Source organism: Streptomyces sp. NBC_01433, from assembly GCF_026340105.1.
Lineage (GTDB): Bacteria > Actinomycetota > Actinomycetes > Streptomycetales > Streptomycetaceae > Streptomyces.
The window spans coordinates 3,908,000-3,928,921 of the sequence record NZ_JAPEPM010000001.1 but is presented as its reverse complement, the minus strand read 5'-3'; the positions used below and the strand labels follow the sequence as shown (position 1 = coordinate 3,928,921).

Here is a 20,922-nt window from a genome sequence, read left to right as displayed (position 1 = left end):
GCGACGTCATGCCCGTGCCAGGAAGGCCGCACGCAAGGCCCGGTCGCGGAGGAGGCCCAAGGTCTCCTCCTCGCCGTCGAAGAGCAGGTCCGCCGCCGGGTGGCCCGACTGGTGGAACATCGCGGCCAGTACATCGGCGAGCGGGCGGTCCCACGCGACGCTGACGATCTTCGCCGCCTTGTCGTGCCGGCCCCGGTCCGTGGCGATGCTCCAGAGCTCGACGGATTGCTTGGCGGTTTCGTACGCCGTCCTGCGGCCGTCGACGAGGACCCCGCGCGAGTTGAGGCCGAACACCTCTATGCACGCGTCGCCCCGGGCCGTCAGGCCCTTGTACGTACAGAGCGGCAGCACCAGTCTCAGGTGGGCCAGCGGGTTTTGAAGTGTGGGGTCCAGGAGGAGCGGGCTCCCGTCCTCCTCGGACCGGGGGAACTTGTTCCGCTTCTGGTTGCTGTTGCAGTACGAGCAGGCCAGCAGGTGGTTGAGCCACTCGAAGGTCCGCAGTGGAGCAAGGCTCTTCGGCTCGAAGTGGTCGATGTCCGTGCCCTGACCGTCGCCGCAGTACATGCAGCGCTGGTGGCCGGGGGCCATGTCCGCCAGGGCGGCGAGGAGACCTTCCCGCACTCGCCTCCGTACGGTCGAATGGGCCCACAGGTCCGCCGCCTTCGCCTTGCGTTTCGACTCGGCGGTCCGCTCGATCTCCTGGGTGTACGTCTTCAGGTGCGCTGCCGCGTCCGGGGGCAGGTCGGCACGTGCCAGCCGGATCACTCCGCCTCGCCCGCCTCTCCGTTCTCGATCTCCTCCGCGATGCGGTGGAGTTGAGCGGACATCTCGTGCACGCGCGCCGCGGGAGAGCTGGTGAGCAGGTCCTTCAGTTCCTTGTAGCGCGCGACGGTGCCCGGTGAGGTGTCGCCCTCGTACACCTTGGACTCCAGGGCGACGAACTCGGCCCGGAAGTGTTCGGCGCGCTCCGAGTAGGGGGTGTCGAGCCCGAAGAGGTCGGAGAGGACCGCGTCGTCACCGCTGCCGTAGACCACTCGCTCGTAGAGGTCCTCCGGTACGACCTCGGGTGCCGCGTTCTCCCTCACACCCGGCAGCCGGATCAGGCCGCCGGGGTCGGCCGCCTGGCAGATGTACGGGCTGTGGGTCGTCACGATGAACTGGATGTGGGGGAAGTGCGAGGTCAGCCAGGGGCCGATGCGGCGCTGCCAGGAGACGTGGAGGTGGGCGTCGATCTCGTCGATGATCACGACGCCGGGCACCTGGAGGGGGCCGGGTCCGCCCTCGTTCCCCTCTCCGGCGAACACCTCGTCGCCGAAGGTGTCGTGGATCTGCTTCAGCAGGTCGACGACGAGCGCCGCCACGGTACGGAAGCCGTCGCTCATCTCCCGCAGCGGATACCGGTGTCCGTCGCGCGTGACCCACAGTCCCTCGGAGTCGACGTCCTCCACCCGGTAGCCATCGGGAAGCAGTTCATGGCCCAGGATGGAAAGCGCTGCCTTCTTGAGCGCTGCGGCACCCTCCCGGCCTTCGAGCGCGCGCAGATGCTGCTCGATCAGCCAGGCGACGCCTTCGGCCAGCGAGGCGTCCTCGTGGAACAGACTCGCCTGCCTGGCCACCGGGCCGGAGGCCAGCATCAGCCGCTGCACCTCCCCCGAGCCCCCGGCCATGCGCCGGAACGGGCCGTAGGCGGCACAGAACCAGCCCACCGGGTTGTCGGCCCAGGGGCCGCGCTGGGCGGGAGTGGCGCTCTTGGCGTCGGGGTTCTGTCTGATCCCCTCCAGCGAGGGCTGGGCACTTTTGCGTCCGCCCCCGCCCCCGCCCTCGACCGGGGCCGTCCACCGCAGGCCCGCCCAGAAGTTGGTCTGGGTGCGCCCGGACGCGGAGAACCTGTCGAAGGCCGCGTCCCTGACGATCTTCGCCTGCACCTCGCCGACGGCCGTCCCGCGCGACATCCAGTTCTCGAACCCCTGGACCAGGCCCCGTGCCGCCACCGGTCCGCTCAGGGCCAGGGCCAGCGCCCGGAGCAGCGTCGTCTTTCCCGCGCCGTTCCGTCCCGCGAGGACGGTCCAGCCCGCGTGCGAGCCGTCCGGGCGGGTCAGTGTCAGGTCGACGACGCGCGGACCGTGGAACGACTTGATGTTCTCGACGTACACGCGGGAGACGTACATGGGTGGCTGTTCCGTCCATGTGGGAGGGGCGGGGCGGAAGTCGCTGCGCAGCGGCCGGCCCTCGAAGCGCTCCTCGACCACCGTACGGTACGGAGGGCTCTCGATCCGGTGCGGACGGGCCGGGGAAGGCCGCCCCCGTATAAGCGGAATGGGGCCCGGCCTCGCGGCCGGACCCCCCTCGCTTTCCCCTCCCGTCGGGCTTCCCGATCCCCCCGGACCCCTCCCCGGAAGTCCCGACGCCATGTGTGACCCGGCAGGGTACGCAAAGGTTGCACCCCTTTACGATCTCTTTACCTTGGGTCGTTCACAGGGCTCTCAACAGGCATGTTCCAGGTAACGGGCCGCGACTTCGGCGAGGACTTCGGCGCCGTCGCGGGCCCACAGGCCCTCGTTGAAGATCTCCACCTCTACTGGTCCCTCGAAGCCCGCCGCCTCGACCAGGCGTCGCCAGGCGCGGAAGTCCACGCTGCCGTCGCCCAGTTGGCCACGGCCCACCAGAACGCCCGCCGGAAGCGGGGTGATCCAGTCCGCCAGCTGGAAGGAGTGGATACGGCCGCCCTCCCCCGCCCGTGCGATCTGCGCGGGCGCCTGGTCGTCCCACCAGATGTGGTACGTGTCGACGACGACCCCGACCTGGTCGGCGGGGAAGCGTTCCGCGATGTCGAGGGCCTGGCCGAGCGTGGAGACCACGCAGCGGTCCGAGGCGAACATCGGGTGCAGCGGTTCGATCGCGAGACGTACGCCGCGCTCGGCCGCGTACGGGCCCAGTTCGGCGAGGGCGTCCGCGATGCGTTCTCGGGCGCCGTACAGGTCGCGGCTGCCCGGCGGGAGGCCGCCCGAGACGAGGACCAGGGTGTCGGTGGACAGGGCCGCCGCCTCGTCCACCGCCGCCCGGTTGTCGTCCAGGGCGCGGGCCCGTTCCGCCGGGTCGAGCGCGGTGAAGAAGCCGCCCCGGCACAGGCTGGTGACGGAGATCCCCGCGTCCTTGAGCAGGCTCGCCGTGCGCTCGACGCCGTACTCCTGGACCGGCGCGCGCCAGAGGCCGACCTTGCCGATGCCCGCCTTGACGCAGCCCTCCGTCAGCTCGGGCAGCGACCACTGCTTGATGGTCTCCTGGTTGAGGGAGAGGCGGGTGAGGTCGTCGCTCATCGGGTTCCTCCGTGGACCGCGAGCAGGGCCCGCATCCGGGACTCGGCCAGCTCGGGGTCGGGGAACAGGCCGAGCCGGTCGGCCAGTTCGTACGCCTTCGCCAGGTGCGGCAGCGAGCGGGCGGACTGGAGGCCGCCGACCATCGTGAAGTGCTCCTGGTGGCCCGCCAGCCAGGCGAGGAAGACCACGCCCGTCTTGTAGAAGCGGGTGGGGGTCCGGAACAGGTGGCGCGAGAGCTCGACCGTGGGATCCAGGAGATCCCGGAAGCCCTCGGTGTCGCCGGTGTCCAGCACCCGTACCGCGTGCGCCGCCAGCGGGCCGAGCGGGTCGAAGATGCCGAGCAGCGCGTGGCTGAAGCCCCGGTCGTCGCCCGCGATCAGTTCCGGGTAGTTGAAGTCGTCGCCGGTGTAGCAGCGGACCCCGCCGGGAAGGCGGCGGCGGACGTCGATCTCGCGCTCCGCGTCCAGGAGGGAGATCTTGATGCCGTCCACCTTGTCCGGGTGCTCGGCGATGACCTTCAGGAACGTGTCGGTCGCGGCGTCGAGGTCCGCGCTGCCCCAGTAGCCGTCCAGCGCGGGGTCGAACATCGGGCCGAGCCAGTGCAGGACGACCGGTTCGACTGCCTGGCGCAGCAGGTGTGCGTACGTCTCCAGGTAGTCCTCGGGACCCTTCGCCGCCGCCGCGAGCGCGCGGGAGGCCATCAGGATGGCCTGGGCCCCGCTCTCCTCGACCAGGGCGAGCTGCTCCTCGTACGCCGCGCGCACCTCGGCGAGCGTGGCCGGGCCGGCCGGGAGCTGGTCGGTGCCGACACCGCAGGCGATACGGCCCCCGACCGCCTTCGCCTCGGCGGCCGAGCGGCGGATCAGTTCGGCCGCGCCCGCCCAGTCCAGGCCCATGCCGCGCTGGGCGGTGTCCATCGCCTCGGCGACGCCCAGGCCGTGCGACCACAGGTGGCGGCGGAAGGCGAGGGTGGCGTCCCAGTCGACGGCCGCCGGGTCGTCGGCGCTGATGTCCGCGTGCGGGTCGGCGACGACATGGGCGGCGGAGAAGACCGTACGGGAGGCGAGCGGGGCCTTGCCCGGGGCCAGGTCGAGGGGGGTGGCGCGGGGTTCGTAGGGGCCCTGCGGGAGGTGGATGGTGCTCATGGGGTCAGCTCCGGGTGCGGAGTGCGGGTCGTCACGGCACCGGCTGCGGCTCCGGCGTCGGCTCCGGCTCCGGCTCCGGCTCCGGAACGGCGGAACGCCCGGTACGGATCGCGGGTCGTCACAGCGTCAGCTCCGGGACGTCGAAGCGACGACCCTCCGCCGACGACTTGAGGCCCAGCTCGGCCAGCTGCACGCCGCGCGCGCCGGCCATCAGGTCCCAGGTGTAGGGCTCGTCCAGCGCGACGTGGCGCAGGAACAGCTCCCACTGGGCCTTGAAGCCGTTGTCGAAGACCGCGTTGTCGGGGACTTCCTGCCACTGGTCGCGGAACGACTCGGTGACCGGGAGGTCGGGGTTCCAGACCGGCTTGGGCGTGGCCGAGCGGTGCTGGACCCGGCAGTTGCGGAGTCCGGCGACGGCGGAGCCGTGGGTTCCGTCGACCTGGAACTCGACCAGCTCGTCGCGGTTGACGCGTACCGTCCAGGAGGAGTTGATCTGCGCGACGGCGCCGCCCGCCAGCTGGAAGATGCCGTACGCGGCGTCGTCGGCGGTCGCGGCGTAGGGCTTGCCCTGCTCGTCCCAGCGCTGCGGAAGGTGCGTCTGGACGTGCGCCTGGACCGTGGTGACCTGGCCGAACAGCTCGTGGAGCACGTACTCCCAGTGCGGGAACATGTCGACGACGATGCCGCCGCCGTCCTCGGCGCGGTAGTTCCACGACGGGCGCTGGGCCTCCTGCCAGTCGCCCTCGAAGACCCAGTAGCCGAACTCGCCGCGCACCGAGAGGATCTCGCCGAAGAAGCCGCCGTCGATGAGGCGCTTCAGCTTCAGCAGGCCCGGCAGGAAGATCTTGTCCTGGACGACACCGTGCTTGATCCCGGCGTCACGGGCCAGCCGGGCCAGCTCCAGGGCGCCTTCGACGTCCGTGGCGGTGGGCTTCTCGGTGTAGATGTGCTTGCCCGCCGCGATCGCCTTCTTGATCGCCTCGACGCGCGCCGAGGTGACCTGGGCGTCGAAGTAGATGTCGATGGTGTCGTCGGCCAGCACCGCGTCCAGGTCGGTCGACCACTCGGTCAGACCGTGCCGCTCGGCGAGCTCCCGCAGCGCGTGGGCCCTGCGGCCGACGAGCACGGGCTCGGGCCACAGCACCTCGCCGTCGCCGAGGTCGAGGCCGCCCTGCTCGCGGATCGCGAGGATCGAGCGCACCAGGTGCTGCCGGTATCCCATGCGACCCGTGACGCCGTTCATGGCGATGCGCACTGTCCTGCGTGTCACGAAGTTCCCTCCATACAGCCGTAGCAAGCGCTTTCTATCGAGGATGACGCTAGCCTGCCGACAGCGGCCCGGACAAGAGGGGACGCGCCGATAACTCCTCGGTATCTCCCCGTGACCTCTCGGAGGACAGTGATGACAGTCACCCTGGCGGACGTGGCGGCCCGCGCCCGGGTGTCCCCGGCCACGGTCTCCCGCGTGCTGAACGGGAACTACCCGGTGGCCGCGTCGACGCGGGAGCGGGTCCTGCGCGCCGTGGACGACCTGGACTACGTGCTCAACGGGCCGGCCAGCTCGCTCGCGGCGGCCACCTCGGATCTGGTCGGCATCCTGGTGAACGACATCGCCGACCCGTTCTTCGGGATCATGGCGGGGGCCGCCCAGACCGAGATCGGCGGGCCCGGCGACGGCTCGGGCCGCGCGGGCGGCGAGAAGCTGGCCGTCGTCTGCAACACCGGCGGCTCCCCGGAACGCGAACTCACCTACCTCACCCTGCTCCAGCGCCAGCGCGCCGCCGCCGTCGTCCTCACCGGCGGCGCGGTGGAGAGCCCGGCCCACCGGGCCGCGATGTCCGCGAAGCTGGCCAAGCTCGCGGACGCGGGCACCCGGATCGTGTTCTGCGGGCGGCCCCCGCTGCCGGACAGCGACGCGGTGCTGGCGGCCCTCGCCTTCGACAACCGGGGCGGCGGGCGGCGGCTGACCGAGCACCTGATCTCGCTCGGCCACCGGCGGATCGGCTATGTCGCGGGCCCCCTGGAGCGGACCACCACCCGCCACCGCCTGGAAGGCCACCGGGACGCGATGCGCGAGGCCGGGCTGACCGGCGACGAGGACCGCCTCACCGTCCACGGCCCGTACGACCGGCGCTCCGGCTACGAGGCCACGCTCGAACTCCTGCGCCGCGAACCGGAGGTGACCGCGATCGTGGCCGCGAACGACACGGTGGCGCTGGGTGCCAGCGCGGCGGTACGGGACCGGGGGCAGCGCATCCCCCAGGACGTCTCGGTGGCGGGCTTCGACGACCTGCCGTTCTCGGTGGACGCCGTGCCGGCCCTGACGACCGTACGGCTGCCGCTCTTCGAGGCGGGCGCCCGTGCGGGCCGGCTCGCGATGGGCAAGGAGACCCCGCCGCCCGGCGGCGTCGCGACGATCGCGGCCGAACTGATGGTGCGGGGGTCGACGGCACCGCCTCGGACGTGACCCCACGCGCCGCCAGGAACGCCGGGCCGCGCTGCCGCCCCGCCGCACTGCCGCCCCGCCGCACTGCCGCACTGCCGCACTGCCGCACTGCCGCACTGCCGCACTGCTCCAATGGGGTCGCCACGTGCGTCGGCTTCCTGAGCAGGGGTAGGTGTACGGGACACCCCGGGCCGATGATGTGGGCGTCGCCGCTCGCGTCGCCCGGGGCGGTGGCACGTACCGATGTGGAAGGAACACGCACGTGAAGCTCGCTTTCTCGACCCTCGGAGTGCCGGGGATGCCGATAGCCGAGGTCATCCGGCTCGCCAACGAGCACGGGTACCAGGGGGTGGAGCTGCGCACCCACCCGGAGGAGCCGGTGCACCCGGGGCTCTCGCTGCTCGAACGCGCCGATGTGGTCGAGGAGTTCAAGGCGGGCGGGGTCGAGATCCTGACCCTGGCCGGATACGTACGGGTGGCGTCCGAAGGTGACGACGAGCCGGTCCTGGCCGAGCTGGCCGAGCTGCTGAAGCTCGCCCGCGACCTGGGCGCGAAGAACGTCCGGGTCTTCCCCGGCGGCGGCGGCCAGGACCAGGACGTGGCCGACGCGACCGCCGCCCGCAGGCTGGGGGCCGCCGCGCCGGACGCCGCGGACATGGGCGTACGGATCCTGCTGGAGACCCATGACTCGCACCGGGCGGGCGTCGACGTGGCCCGGGTCGTCGGTACGGTCGGACACCCGCAGATCGGTGCGCTCTGGGACATCATGCACACGTGGCTGGCGGGCGAGGAGCCGGTCGCGAGCCATGCGGTCCTGGCCCCCCACCTGGGCTACGTCCAGGTGAAGGACGTCGCGTCGGCGGAGGACATCGCGCCGCTGGGCCTGGGCGCCGGGGTGCTGCCGCTGCGCGCGTGCCTGGACACGCTGGACCCGGACAGCTGGGTGTGCTGGGAGTACGAGAAGCGCTGGCACCCGGATGCGCCGGAGCTGGCGGGGCTGCTGAGCGCGGGGCGCGAGCACCTGCTGCGGCTCGGAGCGCCGAAGCAGTAAGGAGGCGCGGGTGACCGGTGACCTACCGGGCACCCAGCGCGTCCGGTTTCCGTTCCGGCTGCTCCGCGCGCTCCGGCTGCTGCCCCTTCGGCGCCTTCGGCGCCTTCGGCGCCATCGGAGCGGTCGGAGCGGTGGGAGCGACCGGAGCGGTCGAAACAGCCGCATCGGCCTGAGCGGTCGGCGGGCGGCGGGCGCCCGCCAGTGAGGTGAGCGCCACCCCGCCGACCAGCAGCGCCGCCGCGCACCAGCGCAGCGGGCCGACCGGTTCGCCGAGCAGCAGCGCGGCCGAGGACATCCCGAAGACCGGGACGAGCAGCGTGAACGGGGCTACGGACGAGGCCGGGTACCGGCCGAGCAGGAAGCTCCAGGCGCCGAAGCCGAACACCGTGGTGATCCAGGCGACGTAGAGGATGATCCCGGCGCCGCTCCGGTCGAGCGCGGCCAGCGCCTCGGCGTCGCGGTCCCACCCCTCGAAGAGCAGGGACAGGCCGAGCAGCGGGAGCACGGGCACGGCCGAGACCCAGACCATGAAGTTGAGGGAGTCGGGCGGGGCGGCCCTGCGGGTCAGCACGTTCGACACGCCCCAGCAGGCGGCAGCCGCGATCACGAGGACGAAGGCGAGCACCGGACCGCTCGCGCCCTCGTCGACCGCGGCCACCCCGATGCCCACGAGGGCGACACCCATCCCCAACACCTTTGTCCTTCCCGGCCGTTCACCGAGCGCCTGGGCCGCGAACAGGGCGGTGAAGACCGCCTGGACCTGGAGGACGAGGGAGGAGAGCCCGGCGGGCATCCCGCGGTCCATGCCGAGGAAGAGCAGGCCGAACTTCCCCACTCCGAGGACGAGCCCGACCCCCACGATCCACTTCCAGGCGACCTTGGGACGGCCGACGAAGAAGACCGCCGGGAGCGCGGCCGCCAGGAAACGCAGGGCGGAGAAGAGCAGCGGCGGGAAGTGGTCGAGACCGATCTCGATGACGACGAAGTTCACACCCCAGACGGCGGCGACGAGCACGGCCAGGGCGATGTGGAGGGGACGCATGGATCGAGCATCGGCCGCGAGGACCATGTAGCACCAGCGCGGACTTCTTCATGGTGGAATTGAGCATCGCTAATGATTCCGACCGGTTCCCGCGAGGTCACGATGCTCGATCTGTCCCGGCTGCGCGCCCTGCACGCCGTCTCCGTCCATGGCTCCGTCGCGGGCGCCGCCGCCGCGCTCGGCTACACCCCGTCGGCGATCTCGCAGCAGATCACCAAGCTGGAGCGGGAAACCCGGACCACCCTGCTGGAACGGCGCGGGCGCGGTGTCTCGCTGACCGAGGAGGCCCTCCATCTGGTCACCGCGGCCCAGCAGTTGCTCGCGATCGTCGAGCGGGCCGAGACGACGCTGGCGGAGCGCAGGGGGCTGCCCACGGGGCGGTTGTCGATCGGCGCCTTCGCCTCCGCGGCGCGCGGCCTGCTGCCGGGCGTGCTGGCGGAGCTGGACCGGGACCACCCCGCGCTGGAGGTCCGGATGAGCGAGGTCGACCCGCATCTCTCGGTCGATCTGGTGGCCAAGGGCGTCATCGATCTGGCGGTCGCGCACGACTGGGACATCGCGCCGCTGCCCGCCCCCGAGGGGGTGGCACAGGCGGTGATCGGGGACGACCGGTGCGATCTCCTGGTGCCCGAGCGGCACGCCCTCGCCGGTCGGGACGCGGTGCGGCGCGAGGAGTTGGCGAAGGAGCGGTGGATCTGCCAGCCGCCGGGGACGGTCTGCCACGACTGGCTCGTACGGACGCTGCGGGCGGCGGGCTACGAGCCGGACATCCGGCACCGGGCCGAGGAGAACCACACCCAGCTCGCCCTGGTCGCGGCCGGGCTCGGGGTCGCGATGATCCCCCGGCTGGGGCGGGGGCCGCTGCCCGCCGGGGTGGTGGCGGTGCCTCTCGATCCCGTACCGGTACGGCGGCTGTACGCGCTGTGGCGTACGGAGGCGGCCCGTCGGCCCGCGATCACCGCCGCGGTCTCGGCTCTCCAGGCGCACGGGGTGGCGGCGGGGCTGGTCCGAGCCCCCGCGCGTACCGGCACATGACGGTTTGCCCCTCAATCGGCACCCTCAGCCGAAGGTGGCCGGGCGGGGCCCCTTGACCGGTAGTTACTTTCCATATATCCGTACCTTCTTGGAAGTTTCTTTCAGTCCCAGGAAGGAGCCCACGTGCACCACCGCACCTCCCGGCGCACTCTTCTCACCGCTACCGCGGCCACCGCGGCCGCGGCCGCCACCGGCGTCGTCGCCGTCCCCACCGCCGCCGCGCAGTCCGCGAGCGCCTCCACCGACCGCCGCCTCAAGCGGCTCATCAGTCGGATGAGCCTGGAGGAGAAGATCGGCCAGCTCTTCGTGATGCGGGTGTACGGGCACTCCGCCACCGACCCGGACCAGGCGGACATCGACGCGAACCTCAAGGAGATCGGGGTCCGTACCGCCGCCGAGCTGATCGACAAGTACCACGTCGGCGGCATCATCTACTTCGTCTGGACGCACAACACCCGCGACCCGCACCAGATCGCCGACCTCTCCAACGGCATCCAGCGCGCCGGGCTCGCCGGCCCCAACTCCGTACCGCTCCTGATCTCCACCGACCAGGAACACGGCATCGTCTGCCGCGTCGGCGAGCCCGCCACGCTGCTGCCGGGCGCGATGGCGCTCGGCGCGGGCGGCTCGCACTCCGACACCCGCCGGGCCGCCCGGATCGCGGGCGACGAACTGGCCGCCCTGGGCATCGTGCAGAACTACGCGCCGAACGCCGACGTGAACGTCAATCCGGCCAACCCGGTGATCGGCGTACGCTCCTTCGGCTCCGACCCGCAGTCGGTGGCCGGGATGGCCACCGCCCAGGTGAAGGGGTACCAGGGCGCCGGGATCGCCGCCACGGCCAAGCACTTCCCCGGCCACGGCGACACCAACACCGACAGCCACAGCGGGCTGCCGTTCATCCACCACACCCGGGAGCAGTGGGCCGAGCTGGACGCCCCGCCCTTCCGCGCCGCGATCGCCGCGGGCATCGACTCGATCATGACCGCGCACATCGTGGTCCCCGCGCTCGACGCCGCCGAGGACCCCGCCACGCTGTCCCGGCCCATCCTCACCGGCGTACTGCGCGAGGAGCTGGGCTACGACGGGGTCGTGGTCACCGACGCGCTCGACATGAAGGGCGTACGGGAGAAGTACGGCGACGACCGCGTCCCGGTCCTCGCACTCCAGGCGGGCGTCGACCAGCTGCTGAACCCGCCGAACCTCGCCGTCGCCTGGAACGCCGTGCTGGCGGCCGTCAGGAGCGGGGAGATCAGCGAGGCCCGGATCGAGGAATCGATCCTGCGCATCCTGCGGCTGAAGTCGAAACTGGGCCTGTTCCGCGACCCGTTCGTCAGCCACCGGGGCGTCGACCGCACCGTCGGCACCCGCGCGCACCTGGCCGCCGCCGACGGCATCGCCGAGCGTACGACCACGCTGCTCACCAACTCCGGGTCGCTGCTGCCGCTGTCCCGCCGCTCCCACCGCAAGCTCCTCGTGGTCGGCGCCGATCCGGCCTCGCCGTCCGGCACGACGGGCCCGCCGACCACCACGCTCGCCGGGGCCTTCGGCGAGCTGGGGTACACGGCGACCGCCCTGTCCACCGGCACGGCCCCGGACCCGGCGAAGATCGCGGAGGCGGTGGCCGCCGCGCGGGGCAAGGACGCGGTGATCGTCGGGACGTACAACCTCTCGGCGACCAGCAGCCAACTCGCCCTGGTCAAGGCCCTCGTGGCGACCGGCGTCCCGGTCGTCACCGTGGCGATCCGGAACCCGTACGACATCGCCCAGCTGACCGGTACGGGCGTCGCGGCGAGCCTGGCCGCGTACTCCTGGACGGACGTCGAACTGCGGGCGGCGGCACGGGTGATCGCGGGCCGCGCCGAGCCGGAGGGCAGGCTCCCGGTCCCGGTGCAGCGCGCGGACGACCCGGCCCGGGTGCTGTACCCGGTCGGCTACGGGCTGTCCTACTAGGCGTACGCCGCACGACGACAGGGCTGTGGGCCGTGCCCGCCGGATCCGAGGTACGGAACCGGCGGGCACGGCCCACTGTTTCGGTGATCAGCCGCGGTTACGGGCGCAGGGTGCCCTGACCGCGCTCGACCTCACCGTTGCGCTGGTCGAGCCGCGCGTCGAACTTCGCGAGCGGCTTGGCCTTCGCCGGGTCCGCGTCGACGGCCGCCGGGGCGACCCCCGCCCAGCGCAGGATGGCGGCGGTGGCCTTCGCCTTCTCGTCGGCGACGAGACCGGAGACCTTGGAACCGTGGTTGCCGCCCGGCACCGTGTAGACGTAGCTGTCACGGGCGCCGTGGCCGAGGCGGAAGGGCTCCGCACCCCACGGGTCGTTCTGCCCGTAGACGTACATCATCCGCTTGGCGTTGTGCTTCACCCACGTGTCCACGTCCCGCATCACCGACGGCTGGAACTTCATCGGGATGGTGCGCGGCACGAAGTTACGGGGCGGCTGGTAGCCGTAGCGGCTCAGGTTGCCGAGCCACGGCTGCTTGATGTCGGGCGAGCCGAGCTGCGTACCCGCCTGGTAGTAGTACGGCGTGTACGTCTCCAGGCCCTCGTCGGCGTAGGCCGAGAAGCCGGAGATCCCGTCGATCGAGTCCCAGATCGCCTGGTCGGTGGCGTTCTTGGCGTCGGCGGGGATGTCGGCGCAGTCGGCGAGCAGGCTGTACTGCCAGAACGCCCAGATGTAGTCCATGACGACGGCCTCGTACGCACGGTCGAGCGAGCCGACCGTGTTGAAGGTGAGGCCGTTCGCGGCGGCGTACTCCTTGTACTTCTTCTCCAGCGGCCCGCGGCGGATCAGCGCCTCGCGCTGGACCCCGCTCAGCTTGTCGCGGCACTCCTTGGTGCCGACGTTCGCCAGGAACCGGTCGTACGCCGAGTCCTCCTTGTTGACCACGTCGTTGGGCGCGACGTACGCGACGACGCCGTCCATGTCCTTCGGGTAGAAGCGCTCGAAGTACGTGGCGGTCATGCCGCCCTTGGAGCCACCGGTGGTCAGCCAGTTCTTCGAGTAGAGCTTCTTCAGCGCCTTGAACACCCGGTGCTGGTCGCTGGCGGCCTGCCAGATGTCGAGCTTGGACCAGTCGGCGGGCGCCGGGCGGGACGGGGTGAAGAAGCGGTACTCCAGGGAGACCTGGTTGCCGTCGATGATCTGCGTCGGCTCACTGCGGCTGGGGTTGGTCGAGACGTTGTAGCCGCTGGTGAAGAAGACCGTCGGGCGGCTCGTGTCCTTGTGCAGCAGGGTGATGCGCTGCTGGAACGTGCCCTTGGACGGGTGCCGGTGGTCGACCGGCTGGGTGTAATTGAGGACGAAGAAGCGGTAACCGGGGTACGGCTTCTCCTCGATCAGACTCATTCCCGGGATGGCCAGGATGCGGTCCTTGATGTCCTCGCTGCTGGACTCACCGCTTCCGGCAACACTGCTGCCCTGCTTCGCGGTCGGCTCCGCGGCGGTGGCCGCACCGGCCGAGGCCCCCGTCGCGCTCACTGTGCCTATGAGCACCGCGAGCGACAGAAACCCTCTGAGCGCCTTGCGCATGCACCCTCCCCATGATTCACAATATTCGCCGTGAACCTAGCGGGGGCAACACGCGCCACGCCAGACCCCATTGACCACATACTTCACGGGATCCTCGCGGAACGTCAGCAGAGGATCCATCCGGTGGAGGCCGATGAGCCCCCTATCGAGCCGGTCGCCCGGACGCAGCGGTTCAGCGCATGGACCGTCACCGGGCCCGCCAATTTGGTGTATTTGCCGCTGTCGGTCACCGCCCGGCCGCCGCGCGGCTGGAGCGAGACGCTCATCGCCCGCCGCTTGCCCGGCTTCTTGGCGACGGTGACGGCGCAGGCGTACGCGCGGCTCTTGTAGACGCGCAGTTCCGCCGTGGCGAACGCCACCGTCTTCGCCGGGCGTCCGGAGCAGGACGAGGCGGCGTGGACGGCGGGGGCCACCGGGGTGCCGAGCACCAGGCCCACGGCCGCGAGGATCGGCAGGACGAGCAGTCGCGCCAGCATCGGCCCACTCATCCGTCCGGACGGCTTCCACGTACTCAGCGGTCTCACCATCCGATCGAACATACGTATCCCCAACCGCCACATGCGCGTATATGCGTACGACGCGGGAGACCGTCCAACGGTTGCACGCGGCGCGCTGCGTGACGGGCTACGCGCCGCGTGACGGGCGGTTGTGTTCGCCTCGGCCCTGAGACCCGCCTCAGACCTCGGCCCTCAGGCCCCGGCCCTCAGACTCCCGCCGGTTCGTCCTCGCCGATGAACGTGCGCCACAGCCGGGCGTACTGCCCGTCCATGGCCAGCAGCTCGTCGTGCGTGCCGTCCTCGACGACCCGGCCGTGGTCCATCACCACGACCCGGTCGGCGCGGGCGGCCGTGGTCAGCCGGTGGGCCACGACCAGCGTCGTGCGGCGGCCGGTGAGCCGGTCGGTGGCCTGGTTGACCAGGGCCTCGGTCGCGAGGTCCAGGGCCGCGGTGGCCTCGTCGAGCAGCAGGACGTCCGGGTCGACCAGTTCGGCGCGGGCGAGCGCGACGAGCTGGCGCTGGCCGGCCGAGAGGTTGCGGCCCCGCTCGGCGACCTCGTGCAGATAGCCGCCGTCCAGCGTGGCGATCATGTCGTGCGCGCCGACCGCTCTGGCCGCCGCCTCCACCTGCGCGTCGGTGGCGTCGGGCAGCCCGTAGGCGATGGCGTCGCGGACCGTACCGGCGAAGAGGTACGCCTCCTGCGGTACGACGCCGAGGCGGTGCCGGTAGGCGGTCATGTCGAGCTTGCGCAGATCGGTGCCGTCGGCGGTGACCCGGCCGCCCGTGGGGTCGTAGAACCGGGCGACGAGCTTGACGAGGGTCGACTTGCCCGCGCCCGTCTCCCCGACGAAGGCCACCGTCTGACCCGCCGGAATGCGCAGGTCGACACCGGTCAGGGCCTCCTCCTCACCGCCGTACGCGAAGGACACGTCCTCGAACGCGATCTCGCCGCGCAGCGACAGCACGTCCATCGGCTCGTCGGGGTCCTCGGTCGAGGTGGCCTCCTGGAGCAGCTCCTGGATGCGGCCGAGCGACACGGTGGCCTGCTGGTAGCCGTCGAAGACCTGGGAGAGCTGCTGCACGGGGGCGAAGAACAGCTCGATGTAGAGGAGGTACGCGACCAGCGCACCGGTGGTCAGCGTGCCGTTGTCGACCCGGCCCGCACCGACGATCAGCACGGCCGCCACGGCGACCGACGACAGCAGCTGGACGAACGGGAAGTAGATGGATATCAGCCACTGGCCGCGCACGCGGGCCTCGCGGTAGTGGTCGCTGTGCTCGGCGTACCGCCGGACACCGCTCCGCTCGCGGCCGAACGCCTGCACGATCCGCAGTCCGGAGACGGACTCCTGGAGGTCGCCGTTGACGGCGCTGATGCGCTCACGGGCCAGTTCGTACGCCTGGACGCTCTTGCGGCGGAAGAAGACGGTTCCGATGACGAGCACCGGCAGCGTCGCGAAGACGACCAGGGCCAGCTGGATGTCGAGGACCAGCAGCGCGACCATGATGCCGAAGAAGGTGACGACGGAGACGAAGGCGGTGACCAGGCCGGTCTGGAGGAACGTGGACAGCGCGTCCACGTCCGTCGTCATCCGGGTCATGATCTTGCCGGTCAGTTCGCGCTCGTAGTAGTCGAGGCCGAGCCGCTGGAGCTGCGCGAAGATCTTCAGGCGCAGGGAGTAGAGCACCCGCTCGCCGGTGCGGCCCGTCATCCGGGTCTCGCCGACCTGGGCCACCCACTGCGCGAGTACGGCGATCAGCGCGATCGCGGAGGCCGCCCAGACCGCGCCGAGCGCGAGCCGGTTGACGCCCTCGTCGATGCCGTGCCGGATCAGTACGGGCAGCAGCAGACCCATGCCCGCGTCGACGGCGACGAGCGCCAGGCTGACGAGCAGCGGAAGGCCGAAGCCGCGCAGCAGGCGGCGCAGCCCGTAGGACTCCTCCGCCTGCACGGCGCGTGCCTCGTCGATGGCGGGGGTGTCCGTGGCGGGCGGCAGCGCGTCGACCTGGGCGAGCAGTTCGGGGGTGGCGGGCATGCCGGCCGGCGCCGTGTCGCGCGGTGCTTCCTTGCGGATCCACAGGTCGGGGGTGATGCCCCGCTCGGCGTCGAACTCGGCGTCCAGCTCCTCCTGGAACGCGCGGTCGTCCTCGGCCGTCGCGCCGGTGTCCACGGGCAGGTGGCCCGGCGAGGTGCCGCCCAGCTCGCCCGGGTCGGTGAGCAGGCGGCGGTAGAGGGCGGAGCGCTGTTCCAGCTCCTCGTGCGTACCGATGTCGGCGAGCCGTCCGCCGTCGAGGACGGCGATCCGGTCGGCGAGGCCGAGGGTGGAGCGGCGGTGGGCGATGAGCAGGGTGGTGCGGCCCGCCATCACCTGCTTGAGCGCTTCGTGGATCTCGTGCTCGACGCGGGCGTCGACGGCGGAGGTGGCGTCGTCCAGGAGGAGCAGCCGGGGGTCGGTGAGGATGGCGCGGGCGAGTGCGACGCGCTGGCGCTGGCCGCCGGAGAGGGTGAGCCCGTGCTCGCCGACCGTGGTGTCGTAGCCGAGGGGCAGCTCGGCGATGAACCGGTCGGCCTGGGCGGCGCGGGCGGCCTGCTCGATCTGTTCCTGGGTGGCGTCCGGGGCGCCGTAGGCGATGTTGGCGCGGATGGTGTCGGAGAACAGGAAGCTGTCCTCCGGTACGAGACCGATGGCGGCCCGGAGCGATGCCTGGGTGAGTTCGCGGACGTCGTGGCCGCCGACCAGGACGGCGCCGTGCGTCACGTCGTAGAAGCGGGGCAGCAGGAGCGAGACGGTGGACTTGCCGCTGCCGGACGCGCCGACGAGGGCGACGGTCTCGCCGGGCTCGATGGTGAGCGAGAAGCCGTCGAGGACGGGCCGCTCGTGGTCGTAGCCGAACCGTACGTCGTCGAACTCGATGCTCGCCGGGGCGTCGGCCGGGAGCTCCTTCGTACCGTCGTCGATCGTCGGCTCGGTGTCGATCAGCTCCAGGACCCGCTCCACACCGGCCCGTGCCTGCTGGCCGACGGTGAGGACCATGGCGAGCATCCGGACCGGGCCGACGAGCTGGGCGAGGTAGGTGGAGAAGGCGACGAACGTACCGAGGGTGATCTCGCCCCTCGTCGCCAGCCAGCCGCCGAGGGCCAGCATCGCGACCTGGCCGAGCGCGGGCACGGCCTGGAGGGCGGGGGTGTAGCGCGAATTCAGCCGGACGGTGCGCAGCCGCGCGGCGAAGAGCCTGCGCCCGACCTCGCGGAGTTTGCCGGTCTCCTGCTCCTCCTGCCCGAACCCCTTGACGACCCGGACGCCGGAGACGGCGCCGTCGACCACTCCGGCGACGGCCGCGGCCTGGCTCTGGGCGTACCAGGTGGCGGGGAAGAGGCGGGTGCGGGAGCGGCGGGCGATGAGCCAGAGCGCGGGGGCGACGGCGAGGGCGACGAGCGTCAGCAGCGGCGACAGCCACGCCATGATCCCCAGGGAGATGAGGAAGAGCAGGACGTTCCCGATGGTCATCGGGAGCATGAAGAGCAGGCTCTGGATCAGCTGGAGGTCGCTGGTGGCGCGCCCGACGACCTGGCCGGTGGACAGTTCGTCCTGCCGCCTTCCGTCCAGGCGGGTGATCGTCGCGTACATCTCCGTACGCAGATCGTGCTGTACGTCGAGGGCGAGGCGACCGCCGTAGTACCGCCGGATGTACGTGGCGATGTAGACGAGGACCGCCGCGGCTATGAGGAGGCCGGTCCAGACGGCCAGGGAGCGGGTGTGGTCCGTGACGACGTCGTCGATGATCACCTTGGTGATCAGCGGAACGAGCGCCATCACGGCCATTCCGGCGAGCGAGGAGCCGAGCGCGAGTACGACATTTCGCCGGTACCGCCACGTGTACCCGGTCAGCCGCCGGCCCCACCCCTGTTGGTCTGCGCCCGTCACCGATGCCTCCCGTTCGACCCCACGTCCGCCTGATCTACCGGAAGGCACCAACGCCGCGAGCAGTGGATTTCATCCCGCCGCAACAAAAGGGGGCCCATGGCGGAGGCCGAACGGGGCGGATCGGGCAGGACCCGCGGACGCATCCAGGACCCGCGATGTACGGGTAGGTCCCGGGGACCGGGCCCGGTGGGCGGCAGGTCCTACGACTGCGGCTTCGCCGTGAGCATCGGTACGGCGGGTGCCTCGGGCACCGCGGGGACGGCTTCCTGCGGGGCCATGGGCAGGGTCGAGGAGCGCCAGGACTTGGCGGTCGGGTTCAGGTCGCGGTGGACGGCGCGGGCGACGGCCTGGATGGTGTTGATGCCGTCGTTCATCGTCTTGTTGTCGTGGGTGAGCACGGTGAGGGCGTAGTCGTGGCCCTTCCCCGTGAAGGCCCCGATGCTGTGCACCCGCCAGCCGTGCGTGGCGCGCGGCAGCCAGCCGTTCTTGACCTGGACGGCCGCTCCGGCCGGGGCCCCGGCGGGAGTTCCCCAGCGCTGCGAGGCGACGACCTTGCGCATCAGGCCGAGCTCGTAGCCGCGGGAGGCGTCGGTGAGCACCTTGTTCTTGGTGGTCAGCAGGGTCAGCAGCCGCAGCTCGTCCTGTGCGGTGATCCGGGTCAGACCCCAGTAGCCGCCGGAGCCGGGCACGGTGCGGGTCATCCCGGCCGCCTTGAGGAACCCCTTGACCTTGGTGGCGCCGAGCTGCTTCCACAGGGCGGTGGTCGCGGTGTTGTCGGACTTGGTGATCATGGACGTGGCGAGGCTCTTCTCACGCTTGGTCAGCGAGCGGTCCTTCTTCTGGCTGTCCCAGAGCAGGGTCGCCAGGACCGTCGCCTTCACGACGCTCGCGGAGTCGTACGTCTGTGTGCCGCGCAGGGTGCAGGACGTCTTCGTGGTCCGGTCGTAGAGCGCCACGGCCGCCGTAGATTTGCGCCCCTTGAGCGCGGCGGTGATGTCCCTCGTCAGATTGGCGGCCAGCCGCGTCTTGCCGGAGGTGCAGCTCACCGCGGGTGTGGCGGCCGCGGCGGGAGCGGCGGCGACGGCCATGGGTGCGAGCACGGCGGTGGCGAGCGCGGCGGAGAGTATGCCCCGGGACATCCGGATGCGGTGTGCGGTCATGAGATTTCCCGTTCCTGCGTGATACGTAGGGATGCGCCCCCCGGCACATCCAGAACAGTTGACCGCCGATCGGCCGAATGGTTGTACGGAGCCCGGCGAGGTGTTCCGGAACGGAGACAACGGGAACGGAATCGAGACACCGGAGCGGGACAACGGCACGGAGACAACAGGGCGGGACAACGGCACGGGGTCGAGGAGGTCCGCTTCGTTCGTGGGGCCTCGCGACGTCACCCGGCGGTCGGGTTCTCCCGCCGCCACATCCACTGCCGGAGCGCGTCGGCCCGGTGGTCGTGCTCGAAGCCGGCGTCGAGAGGCCCCACCCGCTCGATCGCCTCGGCCGTGCGCGGATCGTCGCGCAGGAGGAGGCCATGGGCGGCCTCCAGGCGCACGAGCTGGCTGCCGTCGTCGAGCAACGCCGCCAGGGCATCGGCTACGGCAGGCGTACGGTCCCCGGATTCGGCCAGGAGCGTCGCCGCCGCTCCCCGCCGGCCGGACTCCGTGTCCTCGGCCAGCAGGATCAGCGCCTGGATGATCTCCGGGAGGAGCTCCTCGTCCCGGAGACTCGCCGTGCACGCGCTGATCCGCACCGCGGCGTCCGGGTCGCGCGTGAGGGCGAGGATCGCGGCCCTGGCCGCAGGGGAGCGGGCGACCTCGTACCTGGTGAGGGCGTAGGGCACTTCGCGACGTACGCGGGCGTCGGGATGGCCGGCGTGCCGGAGCCCGATGGCCTCCTGGCCGGGATGCTCGTACTCGGTGAAGACGTCGAGCACCCTCGCGAGGGTCTCGCCATCCGTCTCCTCGGCCGCCCAGGCAGCAAGGACCTCGCTCTCCTTCTTCTTGTAGTAGCCGGAGCCGACACCTGTCAGCGACCGCGTCCGCAGGTAGTCCAGCACGAACCGGCGGTGTGCCGGGGCGGGGTGGTGGCGATGGGCCACCACGGCCGACCAGGTCTCGAAGCTACGACGCCGACTGAGAATCCAGCAGACCGTCGACCAGTTCACATGCTCCTCGGCGAAAGGGGCCTCGGCAGCCGGGTCCTGGGTGACACGGTCCACGACGGCACGGTCCTCGGGAGGCTGCCCGACAGCACGGGCGATGAGTTCGTCGACGGGCGTCAGGATGCGGAAGGCCCACTCCAGCGAGGTCAGGATGGCGCCGTGCCCGGCCCGCACGACGAGTCCGCCGAGCGAGACCTGATCGACGTGGTTGTACTCGCCGTCCTGGACAAGGACCGTCGCGGCGGAATCCCGCCCGGCGCGATCCGGCGCCCCTGTCCTGCGCCGCAGCTCCTCGGCCGCGCCCGTCCCGTACCATCCCCGGGCCAGGGCGAGGAGGCGTTCACGGTCGGCTTCCGACAGCCGCAGTCGGGGCTCGTCGCCCAGCACCGCCGAGAAAACCGCCGGGGAGCCGCCGTCAACGGCACGCCACAGGGGCGTGGTCCCGTCCGGCAGGACCCGGTCGGGGTCCGCCCCGCCCTCCACCAGTGCCGCGGCGACCGGTTCGTCGTACGCCGCCACGGCCACGCACAGCACCGGCAGCCCGTCCGCGTCCGCTCCGTCTGCCGTGTTCGCGGTGTTCGCGTCCGCGCCCTGCTCCAGCAGGGCCCGTACCGTCTCCGCGTCCCCCGCCCGGACCGCCGACATGAGTGAACCTTCGAGTCCGTTCCCGCCCATGTCCGCCCCCCCTCTTCCGGCCTTGACCGACCGTATCCGCATGACACCGCCGACCGGCCGGTTCCGTATGACATCGCCGACCGGCCGAAAGTACC

15 protein-coding genes are annotated in these 20,922 nt (G+C 71.5%); 4 read left to right on the top strand and 11 right to left on the bottom strand.

Annotation, left to right across the window (positions count from 1 at the left end; translation table 11 throughout):
* Positions 1 to 6 precede the first annotated feature (6 nt).
* The 5 genes from OG413_RS17740 to OG413_RS17720 all read right to left on the bottom strand — a co-directional run bounded on the left by OG413_RS17740 (position 7) and on the right by OG413_RS17720 (position 5,732).
* Positions 7 to 765 carry an HNH endonuclease gene (locus tag OG413_RS17740; protein ID WP_266806697.1) on the bottom strand — a complete coding sequence of 253 codons (759 nt, stop codon included), beginning with the start codon at positions 763 to 765 and terminating at the stop codon, positions 7 to 9.
* A complete protein-coding gene (locus tag OG413_RS17735; protein WP_266810217.1) occupies positions 762 to 2,168 on the bottom strand; it encodes an AAA family ATPase in 1,407 nt (468 codons plus the stop codon). Before OG413_RS17735 ends, OG413_RS17740 begins: the two co-directional genes overlap by 4 nt.
* 315 nt (positions 2,169 to 2,483) lie before the next feature.
* A complete protein-coding gene (locus tag OG413_RS17730; protein ID WP_266806695.1) occupies positions 2,484 to 3,317 on the bottom strand; it encodes a sugar phosphate isomerase/epimerase in 834 nt (277 codons plus the stop codon).
* Positions 3,314 to 4,462, bottom strand: coding sequence for a dihydrodipicolinate synthase family protein (locus OG413_RS17725; protein WP_266806694.1), 1,149 nt, complete (start codon positions 4,460 to 4,462; stop codon positions 3,314 to 3,316). The genes OG413_RS17730 and OG413_RS17725 overlap by 4 nt, the downstream gene beginning before the upstream one ends.
* Positions 4,463 to 4,580: 118 nt before the next feature.
* A complete protein-coding gene (locus OG413_RS17720) occupies positions 4,581 to 5,732 on the bottom strand; it encodes a Gfo/Idh/MocA family protein (protein ID WP_073723425.1) in 1,152 nt (383 codons plus the stop codon).
* A 132-nt stretch (positions 5,733 to 5,864) separates the two neighbouring features.
* Between OG413_RS17720 and OG413_RS17715 the strand changes: the two genes are divergently transcribed.
* Both OG413_RS17715 and OG413_RS17710 read left to right on the top strand, forming a co-directional pair.
* The gene (locus OG413_RS17715; protein ID WP_266806692.1) at positions 5,865 to 6,929 is read left to right on the top strand and encodes a LacI family DNA-binding transcriptional regulator; all 1,065 of its coding nucleotides are present in this window, start codon (positions 5,865 to 5,867) and stop codon (positions 6,927 to 6,929) included.
* Positions 6,930 to 7,170: 241 nt separating this feature from the next.
* On the top strand, positions 7,171 to 7,959 hold the full coding sequence (locus OG413_RS17710) for a sugar phosphate isomerase/epimerase (protein ID WP_266806690.1): 789 nt from the start codon (positions 7,171 to 7,173) through the stop codon (positions 7,957 to 7,959).
* Positions 7,960 to 7,981: 22 nt separating this feature from the next.
* Here the strand turns inward: OG413_RS17710 and OG413_RS17705 are convergent, their stop codons facing one another.
* Positions 7,982 to 9,001 (bottom strand): EamA family transporter, encoded by a 1,020-nt coding sequence (locus OG413_RS17705; protein WP_266806689.1) that lies wholly within the window; start codon positions 8,999 to 9,001, stop codon positions 7,982 to 7,984.
* Between the two features lie 102 nt (positions 9,002 to 9,103).
* Between OG413_RS17705 and OG413_RS17700 the strand changes: the two genes are divergently transcribed.
* Positions 9,104 to 10,036 (top strand): LysR family transcriptional regulator, encoded by a 933-nt coding sequence (locus tag OG413_RS17700; RefSeq protein WP_266810215.1) that lies wholly within the window; start codon positions 9,104 to 9,106, stop codon positions 10,034 to 10,036.
* 123 nt (positions 10,037 to 10,159) lie between these two features.
* Complete coding sequence (locus OG413_RS17695) at positions 10,160 to 11,989, top strand: glycoside hydrolase family 3 protein (protein ID WP_266806688.1); 1,830 nt, start codon at positions 10,160 to 10,162, stop codon at positions 11,987 to 11,989.
* Positions 11,990 to 12,086: 97 nt separating this feature from the next.
* Here the strand turns inward: OG413_RS17695 and OG413_RS17690 are convergent, their stop codons facing one another.
* The 5 genes from OG413_RS17690 to OG413_RS17670 form a co-directional block, all read right to left on the bottom strand.
* The gene (locus OG413_RS17690) at positions 12,087 to 13,571 is read right to left on the bottom strand and encodes a S28 family serine protease (RefSeq protein WP_266806687.1); all 1,485 of its coding nucleotides are present in this window, start codon (positions 13,569 to 13,571) and stop codon (positions 12,087 to 12,089) included.
* 104 nt (positions 13,572 to 13,675) lie between these two features.
* The gene (locus OG413_RS17685; RefSeq protein ID WP_266806686.1) at positions 13,676 to 14,047 is read right to left on the bottom strand and encodes a hypothetical protein; all 372 of its coding nucleotides are present in this window, start codon (positions 14,045 to 14,047) and stop codon (positions 13,676 to 13,678) included.
* A 227-nt stretch (positions 14,048 to 14,274) separates the two neighbouring features.
* Positions 14,275 to 17,994 carry an ABC transporter ATP-binding protein gene (locus OG413_RS17680; RefSeq protein ID WP_266806684.1) on the bottom strand — a complete coding sequence of 1,240 codons (3,720 nt, stop codon included), beginning with the start codon at positions 17,992 to 17,994 and terminating at the stop codon, positions 14,275 to 14,277.
* 200 nt (positions 17,995 to 18,194) lie between these two features.
* Positions 18,195 to 19,154, bottom strand: a complete 960-nt coding sequence (locus OG413_RS17675; protein WP_266806683.1) for a serine hydrolase — start codon at positions 19,152 to 19,154, stop codon at positions 18,195 to 18,197.
* Positions 19,155 to 19,381: 227 nt separating this feature from the next.
* Positions 19,382 to 20,827 carry a HEAT repeat domain-containing protein gene (locus tag OG413_RS17670; protein WP_266806682.1) on the bottom strand — a complete coding sequence of 482 codons (1,446 nt, stop codon included), beginning with the start codon at positions 20,825 to 20,827 and terminating at the stop codon, positions 19,382 to 19,384.
* Positions 20,828 to 20,922: the final 95 nt, after the last annotated feature.

What these genes read in the sequence shown, in the direction of transcription:
- OG413_RS17675 (WP_266806683.1), bottom strand. Translation starts at nt 19,154, where the DNA reads ATGACCGCACACCGCATCCGGATGTCCCGGGGCATACTCTCCGCCGCG.
- OG413_RS17690 (WP_266806687.1), bottom strand. Translation starts at nt 13,571, where the DNA reads ATGCGCAAGGCGCTCAGAGGGTTTCTGTCGCTCGCGGTGCTCATAGGC.
- OG413_RS17700 (WP_266810215.1), top strand. Translation starts at nt 9,104, where the DNA reads ATGCTCGATCTGTCCCGGCTGCGCGCCCTGCACGCCGTCTCCGTCCAT.
- OG413_RS17730 (WP_266806695.1), bottom strand. Translation starts at nt 3,317, where the DNA reads ATGAGCGACGACCTCACCCGCCTCTCCCTCAACCAGGAGACCATCAAG.
- OG413_RS17670 (WP_266806682.1), bottom strand. Translation starts at nt 20,827, where the DNA reads ATGGGCGGGAACGGACTCGAAGGTTCACTCATGTCGGCGGTCCGGGCG.
- OG413_RS17705 (WP_266806689.1), bottom strand. Translation starts at nt 9,001, where the DNA reads ATGCGTCCCCTCCACATCGCCCTGGCCGTGCTCGTCGCCGCCGTCTGG.
- OG413_RS17725 (WP_266806694.1), bottom strand. Translation starts at nt 4,462, where the DNA reads ATGAGCACCATCCACCTCCCGCAGGGCCCCTACGAACCCCGCGCCACC.
- OG413_RS17685 (WP_266806686.1), bottom strand. Translation starts at nt 14,047, where the DNA reads ATGCTGGCGCGACTGCTCGTCCTGCCGATCCTCGCGGCCGTGGGCCTG.
- OG413_RS17735 (WP_266810217.1), bottom strand. Translation starts at nt 2,168, where the DNA reads ATGTACGTCTCCCGCGTGTACGTCGAGAACATCAAGTCGTTCCACGGT.
- OG413_RS17715 (WP_266806692.1), top strand. Translation starts at nt 5,865, where the DNA reads ATGACAGTCACCCTGGCGGACGTGGCGGCCCGCGCCCGGGTGTCCCCG.